Raw genomic sequence first — 16733 nt, 5'->3', positions numbered from 1 at the left:
CCTTCGTCTCCCCCCTCTTCCTTGTCTACCTTGTCTCTTCTCCATGCCCAATGCCCAATGCCCATTATCTTGATTTTTCTTTCAGTTCTTCAAGCAATTGAATTACATTATGCTCAAATGCTTTGTTTCGCTCTGGAACTGATTCAATTAACGGTTTATCAAAAAGATTAACGACATATTTAGCTAGCTGAATACCTAAAGGTCTTAGATGTCCACCTGCTACAGTGTTGCGAAAATCTTGCGGTGGCTTTTGCAGAATATTAGTAAACCATTCACAGGTTGATTTAGCAATATTGTCTGATTTAAAACAGACTAAACCCATGATATTAAATAGCTTACTATCCTTGATTAAATACTGAGTTTCTTTAACAGTTGGTTTCACACCCCAACCAAGATTGTCGATGATATCCGCTAAAAATTGAGGACGAATTGCGCTCCCTGTGTCAGCAATGGCAGGTGCTAAGAGGATAGAAACCTGTCCTTTAATAAAGACACTGTTAATTTGGATATTTTTATGCACATAAGTGTAAATTAATTTTTTAACTTCAACTGTTTTTCGCGTTAGCTCATCAAAGAGAAGATTAATGTCTGCAATCACACTTTCTATCTCTGACTCATCGGAAGTATTAGATAGCAGGTTGCGAATAAACTGCTCTCTATCTTGAGGCTCTGGAGGTAGAGCAGTAAATCCTTCTAACAGCGAGATATATTTACAGCCAAGGCTATGTCCAATCCAAGAAAAGTTTTTATCATCTAGATAAGCTTCATAATCATATCCTGCAACACTTGCCATTTTCACAAGTTCTGGCAGAATTTCATACTGTTCTCTCATGAGAAAACCAGCTTCTAGATAATGGTTAAAAGTAAAATTAAATGGCAAAAGAATAATTGTATATCCCTGCTCAAATAGAGATTGCAGTAGATAACGATAAAAAAGCATAGGGGCAAATGTACCAAAGAAAGCCCCAGCAATAAATTGAATTACCCCTTTAGGCTTTGGATGTAAAGCAACCCAACTGTGAGAAACTGGTTTAAATCTCAGTTTTAGATTCATATTTCCTATAACTTATTTGTAGGTATATGCTGAATCTCCAAACTGAAGTTACTGCTTTTCGGATTATTCAAAAGATATTTTTCAAAAACTGCGATCGCCTCTTACCGTACAGCCAAAACTCTCCTAATGTCCTTAATTACACTAGTTAGCCGTGGTTAAAACTATTTCACCTTGGCGCGAAAGCGGACAAAACCATAAGAATTAGCTGGTGTGCCAGATCCGGTGGCTGCGGGTAAATTAGGAAAACTGGGGACTGTAATATTGACCACTACTGCTCCATTGGTGTTAGTACCGCAGTATGATGGTGTGCCTGATTCGTTAGCTATATAAAAATGCCCGCGATCGCTATCTCCTACATTAGTAAGATAAAGCGTAGGTGTAGTAGAACCAATAGCTAGGGCAATTCCTCGATCTGCTCCTGGTAAGCCACCATCACTAGGAGTCATACCATTAAAAGCAGTCGGAAGAAAATTAACATTAGTTGGAACTAAGTCACAGAATTTCACATTAGTTGCATTACCAACACCATTGGAAAGAAAATATATCGTGTATTCCAATTCATCTCCCGGTTTGACAGTACCAGCATTAATTAATCCTCGCAAGTAGCCAACAGGCCATTTAGGATCGCTATCATCAGTAGCATAAGGTTCTGGTACATAGTTACTGGCATTAGTAGCAACATCACTGCGACCATCCACAATATCAGTTAAATCTTGGTTATTGAGACGGGTGATGCGTTTAATTAACAGCAATTTAGGGTTAGAACTAACAGTATTTACTACTGTAAATAAAGTGGGGTCATCATCTGCCGTACTGGCAGGATTATTACCGATATTTACACCATTATCAGTAATTTGTAAGAACGAATTACCAAGAGTCGGTGGATTATTCGTAGCGCCAGCAGAGTCTGCATCTGTAAAGACTGTACCAACAGTTCCTGTAGGATTATCAGGTGTGTTAAAAGTAGCATTTGCTTGGTTACTAATTGGATTACCGCCATTGGCATTATTAATTGTGGCAGTAATTTTAATGGTAATCGTATCACCTACACGCAGAGTTCCAGAATTTGTTACAGCCACAACATTAGTACCGTTGTAACTGGGATTAATTGTGATATTATTTCCTGAAGTTGCAGCAGTAATTGCGGCACTCACAAAGGTTAATTGTGAGGGTAATAAGTCGTTAATAACAAAGTTAATTGCATCGCTATTACCTGGATTTAGGTTGGAATAAGTAATGGTATATTCGATGCGATCGCCTACTGTCACAGTTCCGCTACTATCATTGTCTGCAAGGAAGCGAACAGATTTGGTTCCTATGACATTTGCTTTAGTGTTAGTAGTAATTACCAAGGGAGTAGTGATTGCTTGACTTGGGAAATATGTCCAAGTATCTATTCCCTTAAAGTCACCATAATTACTACTAAATTCATGCTCTCCTGACACACTATTGATCCCTCTAGCAGCATTACGCGGGTTAGTAGCTCCCGTACCATTTAAGTTAATCGCCGTGCCGTTAGCGGTAGTATAGTTGTTATCGTTGTAATAAACGGTTGTCGATCCAATTTGCTGGCCATTTTGATCTACAAGGTTAGGAAAAGCAGCGGGAGGATTTTCCATTGTGATTTTAAACCCCAGCGGATTATTTTCAGCATCCAACATGGGAAAGTGATATTCACCCGATCGTGTTGTGATTATGGCATTGTATGCTGCATTTCCTGGTAGAGGTTGGAGATTTACCCCACTTGCATTCTTCCCATCCCAAAACACCACATTTGAGCCGACAGACAGCACATTTTGTATTACTCTATCGCTACTAGGGTCAAAAATGCCATCATTATTGGTGTCAATAATTATTTGATAGCTACCAGTTGAGGCAGCATTGAAACTAAAATTGCCTCCCACACCCACAGAAGTTTGGTTCCCACTACCTCCATTACCTCCAGTGAATTTGAACGAAGTCGGTACTGTGGGAATCGTCGCTGCAATAGGAATACTCAAAGAATTAAGGGTTGCGGTGTCTGGCCGATTGAAGAAAACTAGGTGGGTAATGTCTGTTGTCGTATCAGAAACATTTGGATTTTGAACTTGCACATTTCCGGGAAAGATCAAACTATTATTACTAGCACCGCCAGCAGAATGGTAAAGAGTGCTGCTATTTGTTGTGTCAATATATCCCCGGTTATTAGCAAAAAAGATGAAGCCAAAAGGATCGACTCCATTCATGTCAGTTTCGTAACGATACCCATCTTTAGTTTGAATATAGAGCTTAGAGTTGAGTGCTACGGGTGTACCACTACTGGCATTTGCCCCCATATTCATAGCGATATAGTTGGTAAATACTCGCCCTTTTTTGGCAACACCGTTACTATCTCGAACTGTGATATCCCAAGCCGCCACCCCTGAAAATTGAGTATTACCTGTAGAAAATGCAGCCGTTGCAGCTATTGGCGGCGGATTGCTTGCACCAGCTGTATTCGGAGAATGAAATTCAACTTCGTAAATACCTGTTTCTGTAGCGACGAAACTACAAGGAGTATAGCCACCAGCATTAGGTAAAGGGCCAGCCGTTTCTTTGGTTACGGTGTCAATAAAACCAAAACCAGTATTCAAAACATCACAAGAGCCATTTTGACCACCAAAGGGACTGCGATAAACAATATCTTGTGGGTTTGAGAAACTAGTATTCACACTAGAGCCAAGATTAACTGTTTCTCCTTGCTGAACATAAACTTTGAGTATGGTTTTCCGAACAATACCTGCCAGTAATAAATCTGACCATTCCAAGTAAGGTCTGTATCCGCCATCAGAAATTAACTCTTTGCTGCCTTCAGCCAAGCTAGGTTGGATACTATTGCCGAAAATACATAAAAAAAATCCCACGCTACTGAGCCATAGTTTTTGACGGCTAATTGTTAATCGCTTTCCCATATTTTTTTGAACTGGATTGTCCACAGTCAGAAAAAATTTATCATTTTTATCGATATTTACTGTGGCGATCGCTCTGAATTTCTTAAGTAAATATTTCATCATTTATTTCCAATAAAAATACATAATATGTAAGCAATGATATTGAGTTTATAAATATACAAATACCAACATGAAAATTGAAACGTTTTTGCACTAGATTCAAAGCAAATCAAAAATCTTACGACAATATAGGACTCATATTTGATTGGGTGAAAAAACTCAGTACACCTTAGAAAGCTTTCTTTCCTGTTCCCTATTCCCTGCCTATCGCGCTTGCGCTGCGCTTCTCTGCGAGACGCTTTGCGAATGCGCACCACACAAGTAAATTCTCCGAATCAAACCGGATTCCTATAGTATTCCCACAGGGAAAGGTTAAATTCGTATATAGAGATAGAGGTTGCAATGAACATCTCTACATCAAATAACCCTTTTATATTTCACGTTTTGGCATCCCCCTGATTGCGGCCTTGAGTTTACCGATCAAAGTTTTCATCGCTGATTCCTTTGGCTGACGTGCTATAGGTTTTTGTTGTCCAAAGCCTTCAAACAATTCGTTGAGCTTAACCGTAAAGCCTAAATACGCGCCTCCCGCAGAACGTGTTCCTGAGAAATCTCGGTCATCAACTTTACCAAAGACGTAACCAGCCGAAACACGCAGGTTAGGCGTGAGGTAGTAGCCTGTTTCAAGAACAAAGCCTGTCTCACTATAGCTAGACTGACTAATTACACGAGCTTCACCCACCAAATCCCAGCTATATCCCAAACGATAGGTAGCGCGTACTTGGGCCAGATTAGCTGTGCTAGTACCCGCTAAATCGTTAGCTATGTAAGATGTACTGTTACGTAGAGCATACTTACCGTAGAATTCCCATTGCCAGTTAGGAGCGTAAATCGCCTCTAAAGCAAATGTATGGTCTTCGGAACCCGTACCACTACCTAAGAGAATGGTGTCAGGGATGGTTGATGGATTTTTGCGATATTCATAACGCAATAAAGCATTAAATTTATCGCTATTGGGATCGCGGTAGGCTAAACCCAGCTTGAGGTTAGCAGTATCTCCCAATCCTGAAAGCTTTTGATTGGAAGAACCAGCTTGTTGATAACGTACCAAAGCTGTGAGAGCCGGAGAAATTTTACCCGCAGCACCTACGGTAATTACTGTATTACTACCTCCAGAAGAAGAACGATGTTCGTAACGAGCGCTGGCTTGAAACTGCGGATTATCACTGTATTCCAGCCCCACACTGTAGCTATCGCCACCATCAAATCCGATCGCAGATGCAGCTTGACCAAAGGCGTAGGGTTGAGCATATTGTTGACCCGCTAAAGTGCGTCCGAAGAAGTTGCCAAATACGTGTTCGTAAGCAACGTTCAGCCGCAATCCCGAAGCAATAGTCCAACGGTTATTTATACCAATTGCTCCTTGAGTAGTCATTTCGTTAGCGCCACCCAAAATTGAGTAACGACCAGTTAAGGTAGTATCCGAACCGAGTTTGTGTTCGCCGTTGACACTCAAGCTGGTGATGGAATTACCCGAATATTGACCGCTACTGTAATACTGTTGGGCTAAACTGACGTTGACACCAGGAATTACTGCCCAATTCAACCCCAAAATGGTACGGTCTGGGTAAATAGCATTTTTTTGGGAAGATAAGCTCAGTTCATTTTGGGCTTGGAAAGTCAGGTTTTTAGCTAGAGGAACTGAAAAACGCGATCGCAGTTGATCGGAATTACTACTTAGGGTACTGTCGGGGATACGGTCTTCCAGACGACGGTGAATCCAATCCAGATCGATAGTGGCGCTACCCAAGCGTTGTTGAATTCCAGCAGAAATCGTCGTCAGTGAATTATCAACCTTACTACCAGGTATCGCCTCATAACGCGGTGCAAACAGTTCTTCAAAAGTGTCTAAAGGTTGGGGAGCAATCCCAAAATTGTCTTCGTGGTCGTATTGCGCTCTGACGTTGGTAGTTGAGGTGACTTTAGCTGTAACCTGCGCTCCATAACGGGTTTGTCCTGGGACAAAGCTGATAGTGGCATTATTGGCAAAACCTGTATCAGCAAAGCGATAATAAGCACGACCTTGAACTCCATTAGCAATCTTTCCTTCAGCTTCTAAACGGTAAGCATCACCTCTAACTTTTCCCACGACATCAGAATCATTCGTGGAATGGGCATATTCTGCGATTAACCTACCGTTGTCACCCAAAGCAATCAGTGCATCTGCACCGTAGAGTTGAAAGTTGCGCACTCCGTGATTTTCTTGAATGTAAGTTGCTCCTATCCAACTTTCGGAATTAAGTTTGCGGGAAAGATTATATTGCAAACGACCAGCATAGATGTTCCCGTCAGAGTCTTCAGTGTCATATTGATAGCTAACAACAATCCGACGCACCAATACTTGTCCGGTTCGATCGATATCGGTACGAAGAATCGGTTCGCGGAATAATAAAGTACCGCGATCGTAGTCGATTTCGTAGTCTGGGCCTCGGTTAAGTTGTTTGCGTTCTAATACAGTCCCAGGACGATTGAGTTCTTCTAATTCGATAAAGACATTTTCACTACCTGCTTGTAAGAGTCTGCGAGAGAGGAAGTAATAGCCACTAGTACCATCAGGAGCAATAGTGTCTCGTTGAAATCCTTCTAAGTGGTCGCCATAGAAACCTGTAATTTGGAGGTTTCCTAAGTTGTAATTAGCTTTAAAACCGTGGAGTTGACGGGTGATAGAAGTAAATTGCTGCGATCGCCGCGCAAATTCTTCTGTGTTATAGTCACCCCACATCGCATAATCAGGATCGGCGCCAGGAGTACGAGCTGAACGCTCAAAACGCAAAAATACACTATCAATGGAAGGAGCAACTACATCAACTTTCGAGCTATCGCCGTAGACAGGATAGTTTTGCTCGCTGAATTGATAAGTTCTAAACAGGCGATTATCGCAGTTGCAATCTTCATTGAGGTTACGAGAACTGTTGTATGCGCCTGTAAACAACCATTCTCCGATCGCACCAGTGGCAAATATCGCTGAATGGAAATCTAATTGCGTTCCGTTGTTTTTGTCAGGAGGGAGGAAATCACGGAAACTGCCGTAATAATTTGTACCTCTAGCCCCCAATCGTAAATCAATTACCCCAGTAACTAAACTCGGACGCAGTGCCGTTTCAAATTGCAGTTGGGTGAAGGCTTCTAAATCATTTGCGATCGCCCGAATTGTCACAGTTTCCGCTTTTAGCTGCGATCGCAACGTCGCTGTAAATTGCCCCGCTTTCGCCTCCACTTGAAATCCCGGTTCATCGGGTTTGAAGTCTTTCCCAACCAACTCCCCAGCAGTAGGTATAAGGGTGACAATAGCATCACGATTCGAGCGATTGCCAGTTGCATCAAGGAGTTGACCCCGAATTGTCGCCGTAGAACGCCCATCCGCTGGGATACGAGACTCAACTGTTTCTAAAGTTAATTGCTTCGGCGCTCCTCGCACTGCAACTTGCACTGTTACAGGGGGTTCTGTTCCTCCAACAACCTGTGCAGAAATGGTGTTTGTACCTTCTTTTAACGAGACACCATACCATGTCTGCGTTACTAAATTGGTGGTAGCATCAGTTTCCGTCCGTCCCACTAAAGAAGGGTCTACCAACGCGCCATTTACCCGCAATTCCACTTGACTCCCAGCGGGAAACTGTACAATCACCGTGCTTGCTTGTACGTCTACAACACTGTCAGCCGTCGGAGTCAGGATTTTAATTGCTGTAGAGATAGGGACAGTAGGGGACACAGGAAGATTTTCATTTACTCCTTGTCCCTTTGTCCCCGCGTCCTGTACTTCTGCAATTTTGCGTAATTCTCTAGGCAAACCTACAGAAGTTGCTGGTTGAAATGGTAGTATTTCCGTTTCACTCGGCTGGACATTGGGAATTGAAGTATCAGCAGCCGATGCTGAAGAAGTTGAGGTAAATTCGAGAGGTAGAGAATTTAAAGCTTCTCCTTTAGAAGAAGAGAGGTTTTCCAGATGCGCTGAAAAGTCAGGATCTTCGACACTCTTTTCTGCTTGCAAATGGGAATCAGGCAAAATGAGGTTTTCACTAGTGATTTCTGCTTTGACTATTACAGGGTATAAAATAAGACTGAGAGCTACTACTGGCATCGCCCCCATCAATCTCAGGTTAAATGTAGTTATACAGTGCAGTCTGATTTTCATTTCTTGACTGACTCCTGAAATGTTGGGGTGACAGCGAAGTTCATGCGTACTAAGCCACTAGGCTCTAAATGCACCAAGCGAGATTGGCTATTTCGTTCGCGGAATTTTTCGTTATGAGCTAGGATGTAACCCGCTACACTGCTAAGGTCTAGTACACCTGTGTGGTATCCAGGTAAGACGTTAGCTAGGGAGAACAAACCATTAGGATCTGTAGTGATGCGGTTTCCGTCCTCCAGAAAAATCACTGCATTGGCTACTCCAGGTTCACCACGCTGTTGTTCTCCGTCAAAGTTTTTATCAACAAACACCCGACCGATAATCGTGCCACAGTCAGAAACGATTCCTGGACGAATTTTCAATTGGTGGGTTGCTGGGCCATCCTTAGTACTAAAACGGTTATCAGTTCGTTGACCATTAACGATCGCACTGTTGCGACCAGTACCACGCAGCGCATCAGCTGTTAATTGAGCAGCGTAGGCAATATTCAAGACTTTCTCTGGGGAAATTGTTACGTCTGTGCGGAATGTCACTGTGTTACCATTGCGTTCTGAAGCGATCGCAACTGGTTGACCGTCCAACTCTCCCCGCACCGATTTCGGCAAGAATTGAAATCCTAAAGGTAGGTTGTCGGTGACAAATATATTATTCAAACCAGCATCAGCAAGATTTTTTACTGACAGGCGATAGATTACCGTATCTCCAGGTTCAGCAGTAGCGCGATCGCCTGTTTTAATAATCTGTAACTGATTGGCTTGACACAAATTTGTAGTGAATTCAAAGGCTAATAAATCCAGTCCCACCGTTTCTGCATTGGGAACTAAAACCACTGTTTGCTCTACTCTGGTTTCACCTGTAAGACTGATTGGTTGACCATCTAGAGAACTGGCCACATATCGCACAACACCATTACCTTGTGTTCCAGTGTTAGCAAGGATTTCAATCTTGACCCGTCGCTGTTTATAGATAGAATTTGGTGGTGGATTAACTACAAAAATGTAGGTTCTACCTGGAGCGGTTTGACCTTTATTCGGATCGAGTAGGAAATTGTAGACACCCGCAGGGTTATTCGTAACGAAGTAGGGATTACTATTCTCAGTATTTGGAGATTTACCACCAGGAACGTTGTTATTGGGAATATCTGGTAACTCTGTTCTAGTCAGAGAAACTAAGTTGCTCAATTCTGTCCCCGTTGGGTCGCTAGAGTTAGGTTCGTATACCCCAACTGAAAAACCTGTATAGTCAGGTAAAATTGTCCCAGCGCAACCTAAAATCCGTCCTAATGGATCGAGTAAGGGGATAGGACTAACATTAATTTGCTCAGAACTTCCTTGATATTGATAATTGCTAGCAGAATCTGTATAAGTATAAGTAGCTTGATTTATTAATGGCAAAGACGCAACCAGATTGTTAGTCTGTTGCGCGATCGCTGGCATAGATATAGTAGTATGCAAAAAACTTCCCAGAAGAACAGTAGCTGTTAACCGTCGCCACCAGCTACCGCTAGAAGTAATTTGCTTATGGTTTTGAGGACGGCTCACTTAACACATCTCCTCTGAAATGTCAAGTTTGTTGTTAATAAAAGCACTTATTTATTTGGGGAAATCCAGTTAAGCTAAAATCCTTTAAAAATCTCGTTTCCAGATAAAAATCTGAAAATATTTTTGATTGCGGTTCTTTTGGGAGTTAGTAAGGCGGCGTGTTAATCAGCGCACTTGAGTTTGATAAGTCGCCTTGACTGTTGTTTTCGCAGCAAGTGACGGAATCTGGAAACGAATATGAGTGTAAGCAATGGCTGGGGCTGGTTTGGTTTCCACTTTGCCGCCAGGAAGAGTAACTTTAACAGTGGGATTTTCGACGAAGCTACGCCCACCATCAATGCTGTAAGTTATTTTGGCATTTTTGGCGACATTGGTAGAATTAAGCACGTAGACCATTCCTTTAGGAATAGGTTGATTGAAAGTCAAATTCTTCACTGGGCGATCGCTCTGATTTTCGCCAATCAAGGTATATCGCAATACATCTCCTGGTCGCACCACAACTTGACCTTTTAAAGGTTCCCATTTTTGGCTTTGCTTACCTTGTCGATCCTGAGCCACCACTTGCTTTTCTGCTTCTAAGCGCAATTGAATTTGCCCTTGAGTTTTGATATTCTGAGCAACAGCACTTTCTGAATGCCATACATTTGCGATTCCCGGAATTTGACCGATAAATGGAACTGTGGCAATGAGAGCAAATGCTCCTAAACCTGCAAAAGAAACACGCTTCATATAAATCACCTCAAAAAACTTCCAGAATGTGAATTGTTGACTTATCTTTCCCAGCTTTTGCTCAGAAAAAGTCACTCTCCTATTTGCTTGCTGTTTGGGGTTGGGATCGGGTCAAATGCTTCGCAGACTCTTCTGTACCAGAGTGTGCAAACTTCAAAGTCCCCAATCCCAAGGAATTAGTTCACCTTGCGTTGGAAGGTAAATGTTCTTTGAATACCCGGTGCGATCGTGCCAGTGACAGTATCTATGTACTTAGCAACATCAGTGTTTGCCGTAGTTCCAGTTTGGTCGATACCAGAGTTAGTAGCTGGATTACCGCTGAAAAATTGGATGGTTGCACTCCCGGAATCCTTAGCTGAACCAACAATGTTGCTAGTATCAATTTGACCGCTAGCATCGTTGTCTAATGCCCAGTTATTGGGGCTTTTCGTACCATCTTCAGTAATCACAACTTTATTAGCATTCAAAATCACATTCCCAGTTCCAGATTGAGGATCGGAAATATTTGTGTATTGAATTTGGTACTCAATAATGTTTCCTGGTGAAGGCTTCTTCGGATCGATACTGAATGTGCTATCATTCCCCTGGACTACAGGCCCAGTACCTTGTAAGACTCGTGACATTTTCAGCAGTTTCAGGAAACCAGTGTAGACGCGATCGATAGTGATGTTGGATGAATCAAAGGTATTATCGTTGCCAGTATCCTTAATTCCATCACCGTTGGTATCTGTCGTATAGTTGTCAATCGAAGCAATTATGGGTACTGGGAAGCCTTTACTAATATCAGTAGATAACTGCGTGCCTGGAGGTAAATCAACTTCCACACCATAGTTGATACTTGCACCAGGAGCAACGTTGGGGATTGTAATTACTGTACCAGTTGTGCTGAAAACTCCATTATTGTAGGTATAGACAGCAGACTGACTATTATAGGTAATAGTCACCTTTGTATTATTTGGTAAATCTCCTGGAATTGTTGGTGGCGTCGGCTCTATCTTCAAGACACCTGCATCAGTACCACTATTCTTAATAGTGTTGGTGAAGCCAACTGATTGTGGGTCAAGTGTACTGCCTGGTGCTGTACCAGCAGGAACGAGAGAAGATTTGTTAGTGAAATCATCGTTGGTTCCACCTGATGGCCCAGTAGCATCTGGGGCATTTTGCGGCCCGTTGAGTAACGCTGAAGCAATAGGCGCTTGCACTGTGAAGACGTTCGCCTCACCGCCTGTACCAGTACCGCTGTTGTTATTACCCGTGTCAGTTCCAGTTTCTGGAGATGCTGGAGTATTAATATAGCCATCATCAACGTTGCCAGACGGTAAAGTATCGGGAATACCATCACCATTGGTATCTGTACCCGTAGGAGGTGTCATACTACCTGGGGAACCGTCATAGTTGCTAGGGTTTTGGTCGCCAGATTCGTCGTATACTGGGAAATTGCTACTGGGTGTTTGACCAAACAATTGAGCGATATTAGCGACGATTAAGGGTGAAGTTGCAGTTGATTCAACGGCTAGCTGAATCGAGAAGCCATTCACTGTTGTCCCAGGAGCGATGGAAGTAATAGTCGCTGGATTATTGATAAAACCAACGCGAGTGACTGAGGCCAAGGGTGGTGCTGTCGTAGTCCAACTAGCTGTATTAGCATTAGTTCCAACTGCGGTAGTTGTATAAACTGTTTGCCAACCAGGAGGTGCAGTTGGTGCTACTGCTAAATCTGTACCCGCAGGAATCGCATCAGAAACCAAGATATAAGTGCCAGCAACACCATTAACATTGATGCTTGTACCCGTCAAAGCTGCTGGTGTAATTCCCTGTCCTGTGGGATCGTTGGACTCAACTCGCAAACTCAAATCGTAGGTCAATTTATCATCTGTAATTGCAGTTGTGCCAGCATTGTTATAGCCACTGCGAGTCTTGAGAATGGTGGCTAAAGCATAGGTCTTCACCGTTAAACCAACCTTAATTTGCTCGGTAGCGCTAGCTTCCCGCGTACCATTAACTGGTGTGCCAGATACCTCACCAGCACTACCATCGGGGTTATCTACAGTAAATATGTCACCACCATCAGGACTCCGCAGTTGGTTTTGAGCATCACCAGGAGTATTACCAAGAGTAACAGTAATGACATCATTGGTTTGAGCGCCAGCTTGTACAGTTACTGGCACACGTACTAACACAGTACCGTTAACCGGAACAGAAGGTGTGTCTACGCCACCTTGAGGGACGTTTATCCAATTTAGACCACCATCGGTGCTATATTGCAGGCTATTAGCTGTACCACCTGGTAATGTGCCAGAAACTGTACCCGGCCCAGTTGTTGTCGCTTGGTTGGGAATGTGGAATTTGGTGGGGTCATTACCTACATTGGTCAAGGTGTAGGTGTAGGTTAGTAAGTCGCCAACTCCAACAGTTCCGCCATTGTTATCTGTAACTCCAGACCCTGTAACGGTGATTCCAGCAACCTCTGCTACAGTGACAACGACAGTGTTAGAAGTGGCATTTATAGTTGTCCCTGGACTGTTGGGATCTTCGTAGGTTGCTGTTGCAGTGTTACTAATAGATGTACCCGCAGTCGTTCCGTCAGCTAATACGGGTGCGAGAAATTGAAAAAGGCTACCAGTTAATAATGCTGTTGCTACTAGAAATTGGTAAAGTTGACGCTGCTTATTTACGGATTGATTTCTATTTACCATATAAGTAGTTTGTTTGCTGAACTTGTATCTCGGATTTTGAGACAGGATAAGGTTCGGCAATTCCCTTTAAGGAATTACCGATTATGGCTGCCCAAAACGTTGAAGTTTTGGGAATACATATTTAAGGAGTTAAATTATTGACACTCCTGGGAAATTATATTGAGACAATAACCAGAAATAACTTGTCTATAGGAATCAAATCGGATTCCTGAATCACTCGTAGAGACAGGGGACAGGGAACAGGGAACAGGTAAAAAGGAATAAAAGTGTACTGAGTTTTTTCACCCAATCAAATATGAGTCCTATAGTGGTTTTACGCTTACCCTTGAGAATCAAAGCTGGCAATCGCAAATATGTGTAATTTATTACTGTATTTTGCTTAGTTAGAGATGTAAATAGCAATGTAGCTTTTAAAGCAAAAAAAATCTTCCGTATAAATAAGTAATTTCTATAGCTATCAATGAGTGCATCAAAGCTGAAAAATTAACTTTATTGTGGCAACACACATAGCAATTTGAGTGGGTTGATTCAGATGCTAAAAACACTAAAACTTATATATATAAATGTTTTTGAGTCTTTATTATCAGAAATATATACTGCCCTGGAAAGTCATTTAGATCAAAAAAATTGAAAATTAACTAGGCAATCTAGATCGCTTAAATAGGATAGCAATTTCAAAAAATGCAATTTAGTCATAAAAAAATGCGATTTAATCATAGCATTTTCCAGTGTTAATGCTGAATAATAAAAGCTATTTTATTTTTTCATAACATTAAAAATATACGTATAAATACTAAAATTAGAGATTACTAGTATTAAAATTTTACAATAATCATTCCTCTCAATACCAAACATACCCGACTAAAAATGTCGGGTATGTTTGACTGGTATTTTTGCTCGTGTTAGTATCAGGCGACAAGTGACAGACAAACAGGGAAAGCTAGTTTTATGACTCAGGCAATCAAAACCCAAACCCCAACCCAAACCAGCACTGCCTACTTTCAAGCCTTGAAGTGTAAAGAATGTGGTGCGGAATACGAACTCAAAGCCAGTAATGTTTGTGAGTTATGTTTTGGCCCGTTAGAAGTCAAATATGACTACAGTGCCCTACGTCTGACTGTCACTCGTGAAACAATTCAAGCTGGGCCCAATTCCATTTGGCGCTACCGTCCCTTTTTGCCTGTCGCAACCGACAATGTTATAGATGTGGGAACGGGGATGACTCCCTTGGTTCGTTCCCACCGTCTTGCCCGTCGCCTGGGTCTAAATAAGCTTTATATAAAAAATGATGCCGTGAATATGCCGACCTTAAGCTTTAAGGATCGGGTGGTGTCAGTCGCTCTATCCAGAGCGCGGGAGTTAGGTTTCACTACTGTTTCTTGTGCTAGCACTGGTAATTTAGCAAATTCTACAGCGGCGATCGCAGCTCATGCCGGTTTAGACTGCTGTGTGTTCATCCCCGCAGATTTAGAAGCTGGTAAAATTCTCGGTAGCTTGATCTACAGTCCCACCCTCATGGCCGTCAAAGGCAACTACGATCAAGTCAATCGTCTTTGTTCGGAAGTTGCAAATACACATGGCTGGGGTTTTGTCAACATTAATCTGCGTCCTTATTACTCTGAAGGTTCTAAGACACTAGGTTTTGAAGTTGCAGAACAACTAGGCTGGGAACTACCCGATCGTGTTGTTGCTCCTTTGGCATCTGGTTCGCTCTTTACAAAAATTTATAAAGGGTTCCAAGAATTTGTTGAAGTTGGTTTAGTAGAAAATAAGAGCGTCCGTTTCAGTGGCGCTCAAGCTGAAGGTTGTTCGCCCATTGCCCAAGCCTTCAAAGAAGGACGCGACTTTATTAAACCAGTTAAACCGAATACAATTGCGAAATCCCTAGCAATAGGCAATCCAGCAGACGGTATTTATGCTGTGGAGCTAGCTCAGAAGACTGGTGGTAATATTGAGTCAGTCAATGATGCCGAAATTATTGATGGCATCAAGTTGCTGGCAGAAACCGAAGGCATCTTCACAGAAACGGCTGGTGGTACAACCGTGGCCGTGCTGAAAAAACTGGTAGAAGCTGGCAAAATCGATCCAGATGAAACCACCGTGATTTACATCACAGGAAATGGTTTGAAAACCCAAGAAGCAATCCAAGGCTACATTGGTGAACCCTTGACTATTGATGCAAAACTCGATAGTTTTGAACGTGCGCTAGAGCGATCGCGTACTCTAGATCGCTTGGAATGGCAACAAGTCCTCGTTTAGTTAGGAGTTATGAGTTATGAGTTTTTTATTCATAACTCCTAACTCTTAAATTGTATTTTTCACTTTTAACTCTTCACTTTGTACTTAGTATGGCTGTAACAGTTTTAGTTCCTACAACTCTTCAGAATTTGACTAATAATCAAGCTAGTCTAGAATCCAACGGTAGCACCATTGCTGAATTGTTGGATTCCTTAGAACAAAGCTTTCCTGGTATTAAATCCCGGTTGTGCGATGAAGAAGGCAAGCTACGTCGATTTGTAAATTTTTACGTTGATAGCGAAGATATTCGCCATTTAGATGGTATTAATACAACACTTAAAGATGGCGATGAAGTAAGTATTGTCCCAGCTGTCGCCGGTGGTTAATACACAAAACACCAAATAAGGTAGAAGCCTAATTAGACAAAGCTTTGCAACATTGACTTGTTCCCAGTTCCCGACTGGGAATACTTATTAAGAGGGCTGCCGCCTCTCTTACTCGCGGTACAAACAATGCAGCCAGCATTTCCAGGCGATTGTTAGGTGAAAACAAGAATTTCACCCATATGGCTGATGTTGACACTAATAAGCAATACCGCACAACTTAATCTTGTGGGACTGATTTTACTTGACTAACTATACAGCAATGATCTGAACAAGTCTTTGTTGCCAAGACTCATTGTTATCAATAGTTAAGATAATCCGCTTGTAAGATTCATCTTGCAATTCAATGGTTAAATAATTTGTTTCTCGATTCACATACCAAAACTCTTTACCTCGGTTAGTGTAATAAGTTCCAGCTTTAATCACTCCAGGAATAAAACTACCAGGGGCGCGCAATTCTCGCCAATTACTTTGGGGTTCGGCTGTTGTAACTCGTTCAATATGAGCTAGTGATATTTGCCAAAGCTTATTCAAACGAACAGCTAGCAGTTGCTCTTTAAACGTAAATTCTATCTGCAATTTATCATCAACTATACTTAGGTTCATGATGAACTTTTTCGTCAGTAATTTTTGTCTAGTATTACCCACAAAAGTCCAATTATAAACAGTATTTGCTAGGCATTAGCAAGTGCAAAAATTATTCCTTATAGCTGTAAAAATACTGATAAAAATTATAGCTTATGGCAGATTAATTTTCTATTATTACATATTTGGTCATATCAAAGCTGAATTTATCAAGTTTCAGCATATTTGCAAACAACCTATAGGAAGATGTCTGATGAATATAATCGTGAATAAATTAATTTGAGATGTTGTTATATACTGGATTGATATCGAGATTTGGCGGTGAATCAAACGCTTTTTTGTATCT

The 16733-nt window shown here is 41.8% G+C and carries 9 protein-coding genes; 2 read left to right on the top strand and 7 right to left on the bottom strand.

Annotation, left to right across the window (positions count from 1 at the left end):
- Positions 1-64: 64 nt before the first annotated feature.
- From NSTC731_RS13920 to NSTC731_RS13895, 6 genes are all read right to left on the bottom strand, one after another.
- On the bottom strand, positions 65-1054 hold the full coding sequence (locus NSTC731_RS13920) for a DUF1350 family protein (RefSeq protein WP_445631321.1): 990 nt from the start codon (positions 1052-1054) through the stop codon (positions 65-67).
- A 161-nt stretch (positions 1055-1215) separates the two neighbouring features.
- Positions 1216-4086: a hypothetical protein gene (locus NSTC731_RS13915; RefSeq protein ID WP_445631320.1), complete on the bottom strand. Its 2871-nt coding sequence runs from the start codon at positions 4084-4086 to the stop codon at positions 1216-1218.
- 367 nt (positions 4087-4453) lie between these two features.
- Positions 4454-8218, bottom strand: a complete 3765-nt coding sequence (locus NSTC731_RS13910) for a TonB-dependent receptor (protein ID WP_445631319.1) — start codon at positions 8216-8218, stop codon at positions 4454-4456.
- Positions 8215-9651 (bottom strand): hypothetical protein, encoded by a 1437-nt coding sequence (locus tag NSTC731_RS13905; RefSeq protein ID WP_445632088.1) that lies wholly within the window; start codon positions 9649-9651, stop codon positions 8215-8217. The genes NSTC731_RS13910 and NSTC731_RS13905 overlap by 4 nt, the downstream gene beginning before the upstream one ends.
- A 270-nt stretch (positions 9652-9921) precedes the next feature.
- Positions 9922-10485 carry a hypothetical protein gene (locus tag NSTC731_RS13900; protein ID WP_445631318.1) on the bottom strand — a complete coding sequence of 188 codons (564 nt, stop codon included), beginning with the start codon at positions 10483-10485 and terminating at the stop codon, positions 9922-9924.
- A gap of 176 nt (positions 10486-10661) precedes the next feature.
- Positions 10662-13181 (bottom strand): beta strand repeat-containing protein, encoded by a 2520-nt coding sequence (locus NSTC731_RS13895; RefSeq protein WP_445631317.1) that lies wholly within the window; start codon positions 13179-13181, stop codon positions 10662-10664.
- Between the two features lie 948 nt (positions 13182-14129).
- Here NSTC731_RS13895 and thrC point away from each other — a divergent pair.
- Positions 14130-15440 carry a threonine synthase gene (thrC, locus tag NSTC731_RS13890; RefSeq protein WP_445631316.1) on the top strand — a complete coding sequence of 437 codons (1311 nt, stop codon included), beginning with the start codon at positions 14130-14132 and terminating at the stop codon, positions 15438-15440.
- A gap of 89 nt (positions 15441-15529) precedes the next feature.
- The gene (locus NSTC731_RS13885; protein WP_322692526.1) at positions 15530-15805 is read left to right on the top strand and encodes a ubiquitin-like small modifier protein 1; all 276 of its coding nucleotides are present in this window, start codon (positions 15530-15532) and stop codon (positions 15803-15805) included.
- A 249-nt stretch (positions 15806-16054) separates the two neighbouring features.
- Here the strand turns inward: NSTC731_RS13885 and NSTC731_RS13880 are convergent, their stop codons facing one another.
- Positions 16055-16408: a hypothetical protein gene (locus tag NSTC731_RS13880; RefSeq protein ID WP_445631315.1), complete on the bottom strand. Its 354-nt coding sequence runs from the start codon at positions 16406-16408 to the stop codon at positions 16055-16057.
- Between the last annotated feature and the right edge of the window lie 325 nt (positions 16409-16733).

Source organism: Nostoc sp. DSM 114167 (assembly GCF_052692655.1).
This window is presented reverse-complemented; position numbering and strand designations above follow the sequence as displayed.

What these genes read in the sequence shown, in the direction of transcription:
- NSTC731_RS13920 (WP_445631321.1), bottom strand. Translation starts at nt 1,054, where the DNA reads ATGAATCTAAAACTGAGATTTAAACCAGTTTCTCACAGTTGGGTTGCT.
- NSTC731_RS13915 (WP_445631320.1), bottom strand. Translation starts at nt 4,086, where the DNA reads ATGATGAAATATTTACTTAAGAAATTCAGAGCGATCGCCACAGTAAAT.
- NSTC731_RS13910 (WP_445631319.1), bottom strand. Translation starts at nt 8,218, where the DNA reads ATGAAAATCAGACTGCACTGTATAACTACATTTAACCTGAGATTGATG.
- NSTC731_RS13905 (WP_445632088.1), bottom strand. Translation starts at nt 9,651, where the DNA reads ATGCCAGCGATCGCGCAACAGACTAACAATCTGGTTGCGTCTTTGCCA.
- NSTC731_RS13900 (WP_445631318.1), bottom strand. Translation starts at nt 10,485, where the DNA reads ATGAAGCGTGTTTCTTTTGCAGGTTTAGGAGCATTTGCTCTCATTGCC.
- NSTC731_RS13895 (WP_445631317.1), bottom strand. Translation starts at nt 13,181, where the DNA reads ATGGTAAATAGAAATCAATCCGTAAATAAGCAGCGTCAACTTTACCAA.
- thrC (WP_445631316.1), top strand. Translation starts at nt 14,130, where the DNA reads ATGACTCAGGCAATCAAAACCCAAACCCCAACCCAAACCAGCACTGCC.
- NSTC731_RS13885 (WP_322692526.1), top strand. Translation starts at nt 15,530, where the DNA reads ATGGCTGTAACAGTTTTAGTTCCTACAACTCTTCAGAATTTGACTAAT.
- NSTC731_RS13880 (WP_445631315.1), bottom strand. Translation starts at nt 16,408, where the DNA reads ATGAACCTAAGTATAGTTGATGATAAATTGCAGATAGAATTTACGTTT.